The organism is bacterium, assembly GCA_036524115.1.
In the GTDB taxonomy this organism is placed as follows: domain Bacteria; phylum JAUVQV01; class JAUVQV01; order JAUVQV01; family DATDCY01; genus DATDCY01.
In genome coordinates, this window is record DATDCY010000288.1 from 1 (window position 1) to 3,133 (window position 3,133).

At 74.8% G+C, this 3,133-nt stretch carries 3 protein-coding genes; 1 reads left to right on the plus strand and 2 read right to left on the minus strand.

The window, feature by feature from the left end:
• Both mtnA and VI078_13690 read right to left on the minus strand, forming a co-directional pair.
• Nucleotides 1-243: S-methyl-5-thioribose-1-phosphate isomerase (mtnA, locus tag VI078_13685; GenBank protein ID HEY6000335.1), on the minus strand; the 243-nt coding region annotated here is incomplete at its 3' end.
• 73 nt (nt 244-316) lie between these two features.
• Complete coding sequence (locus tag VI078_13690) at nt 317-799, minus strand: NYN domain-containing protein (GenBank protein HEY6000336.1); 483 nt, start codon at nt 797-799, stop codon at nt 317-319.
• Nucleotides 800-923: 124 nt separating this feature from the next.
• On the opposite strand from VI078_13690, the gene rnr reads away from it, so the two are divergent.
• The coding region (rnr, locus tag VI078_13695) for a ribonuclease R (GenBank protein ID HEY6000337.1) at nt 924-3,133 on the plus strand (2,210 nt) is incomplete at its 3' end.

The following is a 3,133-nucleotide window of genomic DNA, read 5'->3' on the forward strand; positions in this document are numbered from 1 at the left end:
CTCGGCCCGCGCCAGTTCGCGCCGGAATGCCGCCGGGGCCAGGCGCGCCGCCCCGCGCGCTGCGAGCGCCATCCCGAAGGCCGCTGTGACGCCGATCGCGGGCGCCCCGCGCACGAGCATGTCCCGGATCGCCGCGGCGACCTCGGCCGCGGTGCGCAGCGGCCGGTAGACGACGCGCCCGGGCAGCAGCGTCTGGTCCAGCAGTTCGAGGCGTCCCCTCTTCCAGCGCAGCGTCTCGACCATCGTCCCTCCCACGAATTTCCGATAAGTATACAACACGGTCGCCTGCAGTTTCGGACGCTGATCCGGGCGAACCCTACCGGTCTTCGCCGCGGCCAAATTCCTCGAGCCACTCCTCGACTTCGTCGGGCGTCGGCGCCCCGGGTTTTTCTGGGACCGCGCCCTCCGGGAACGTCGCGGCGATCGCGGCCGCGAAGTCCTGGCTGCGCACGACGCGCGCGCCCTGGCTCGCCGCGGCCCGAGCCACGGCGCGATCCGACGTGACGACCTCGACCTGGCGCGGCCGCGCCGCCGCCCGCACCCGGCGGAGGATCAGCGCGTCCGCCGGCTCGCCCACGGCCCACTCGACGTCGATGCCGGCCCGGGACGTGCGCCGCGGCCCGTCGGCAAGCCGCCCGTAGTGGCCGTCGAAGACGAGCAGCAGCGGCTCGCGGCTGCGCCGGCGCCCGCGCCAGGCAACGAGCAGCCGCAGCAACCGCTCCTCCTTGTCGGGCTGCGAGAGCGCCAGGCCGAAGGCTCCCGCCGCCCCGATCAGGTTGTGCCCGTCGACGATCCGCACCGCGTCCTCCCGCTCTCCGCTGTCTCCGGCCGCGATTATCCGCCGGCCGCCGGCGCGGGCGCAACGGCGCGCGACACCCTGAGCGTGTGGCAAATCCCGGCCCGCGGTGCTACGCTCATGATCAATGCCCCCTTCCACGGACGCGTTGCGCGACCGGGTCCTCGCCCTGCTGCGCGCGGCGGGCGCGCGACCGATGGGCCTGCGCGACATCCAGCACCGCCTGGACGTGCCCGCCGGCGGCAAGCGCGGGCTCCAGTCGCTGTTGCGTCAGCTCTGCGAGTCGGGGGAACTGGTGCGCACGCGCGGCCGGCGCTTCGGCGCGGCCGCCGAGATGAACCTCGCCCCCGGTCGCCTGCAGGTGCACCCCGACGGCTACGGCTTCGTTGCCCTCGAGGGCGACGGCGGGGGCGACGTGTTCGTTCCCGCCCGCGAGATGGGCGGCGCCCTCCACGGCGACCGGGTCCTCGTGCGCATCGAGGGCCAGGGACGGGGGGGGCGCGGCCCCGAGGGGACGGTCATCCGCGTGCTCTCCCGCGCGCGGACGACGGTCGTCGGCCGCGTCGAGCGCACCGGCGAGTACGCCTACCTGACGCCGTCCGACCGGCGGCTGACGCAGGACGTGTTCATCCCCGACGGGCGCACCGGCGGGGCCCTGACCGGACAGGTGGTCGTCGCGGAGATCACGGCGTGGCCCGCGGCGCGCCGGCCCGCGGAGGCGACGGTCGTCGAGATCCTCGGCAAGGAGGGTGACCCCGGCGTCGCCGAGGAGGTGATCATCCGCCAGTTCGACCTGCCGCACCGCTTCCCGCGGCGGGTGCTGCTCGACGCGGAGGCCGTGCCCGCCGAGGTCGGGCCGGCGGCGCGCGCCGGCCGCAGCGACCTGCGCGGCCTGCTCACGGTGACCATCGACGGCGAGACGGCGCGCGACTTCGACGACGCGATCTCGGTCGAGCAGACTCCCAAGGCGACCTGGCTGCTGCGGGTGCACATCGCCGACGTCTCGCACTACGTCCCCGAGGGGGGGGCCATGGACCGCGAGGCCTTCGCGCGGGGGACCAGCGTCTACTTCCCCGGCCGCGTGCTGCCGATGCTTCCCGAGCGGCTCTCGAACGGGATCTGCAGCCTCAACCCCGGCGTCGACCGCCTGGCGTTCAGCGCCGTCCTCGAGTTCTCGCGCCAGGGGCGCCTGCTGCGCCACGACTTCCTCGAGACGGTCATCCACTCGGCCGCGCGGCTGACGTACACGCAGGTTGCGCGCGCCCTCGAGCAGGGCGACCCCGGCGCGCTGCCGCCGGTGCCCGGCCTCGCCGCGATGCTCGGGCAGGCGCGGGAGCTGGCCGAGACCCTGCGCGCGCAGCGGGCCCGCCGCGGCAGCATCGACTTCGACCTGCCCGAGGAGCAGATCCTCCTCGATTTGCGCGGCAACATCGCCAGCATCGCCCGCTCCGAGCGCAACGTGGCGCACCGCATCATCGAGGAGTTGATGATCGCCGCCAACGAGGCGGTGGCGGGGTACTTCGCGTGGCTGCAGGTCCCGGGCCTCTACCGCGTCCACGAGCCGCCGGCCCAGGAGAAGCTGCTCTCGTTTGCCGAGTTCGCCGCCGGGTTCGGCCACAAGCTGCGGCTGCCGCACGAGCCGTCGGCGCGCTTTCTCGCGGACTTCGTCGAGGGCCTGCGCGGCCGCCCGGAGGAGCGGGTGATCAACGAGGTGCTGCTGCGCAGCATGAAGCAGGCGGTGTACGCCGCCGACAACATCGGCCACTTCGGCCTGGCGAGCGAGGCGTACACGCACTTCACCTCGCCCATACGGCGCTACCCGGACCTGGTGGTGCACCGCCTGTTGCGCGAGCTGGTGCGGCGCGGCCGCTTCGCGCCGGCGCGCGCCGAGCAGCTCGAGGCGGCGCTGCCGGAGATCGCCGCGCACGCCTCGGCGCGCGAGCGCGTCGCGACGGAGGCCGAGCGCGAGGTGGTCGCGCTGCGCAAGGCCGAGTACCTCGCGGGACGGATCGGCGAGACGGCCGCGGGCTTCGTCACGGGCGTGACGAACTTCGGGCTCTTCGTGGAGCTGGCCGAGGTGCCGGTAGAGGGGCTCGTCCACGTGAGCACCCTCGGCGACGACTACTACCGCTTCCGCGAGGACCTGCGGGCCCTCGTCGGCGCGAACACCGGCACGACCTTCCGGCTCGGGGACGCCGTCACCGTGAAGATCGTCGCGGTGGACACGGCGCTGCGGCGCGCGGACTTCGTGCTCGTGCGCGAGCGCCAGCCCGCGGCCGGCACGGCCGAGCCCCGGCGACGAGGCCGGCGCGCACGGGAAGCGGCGGGCGGGCGCGG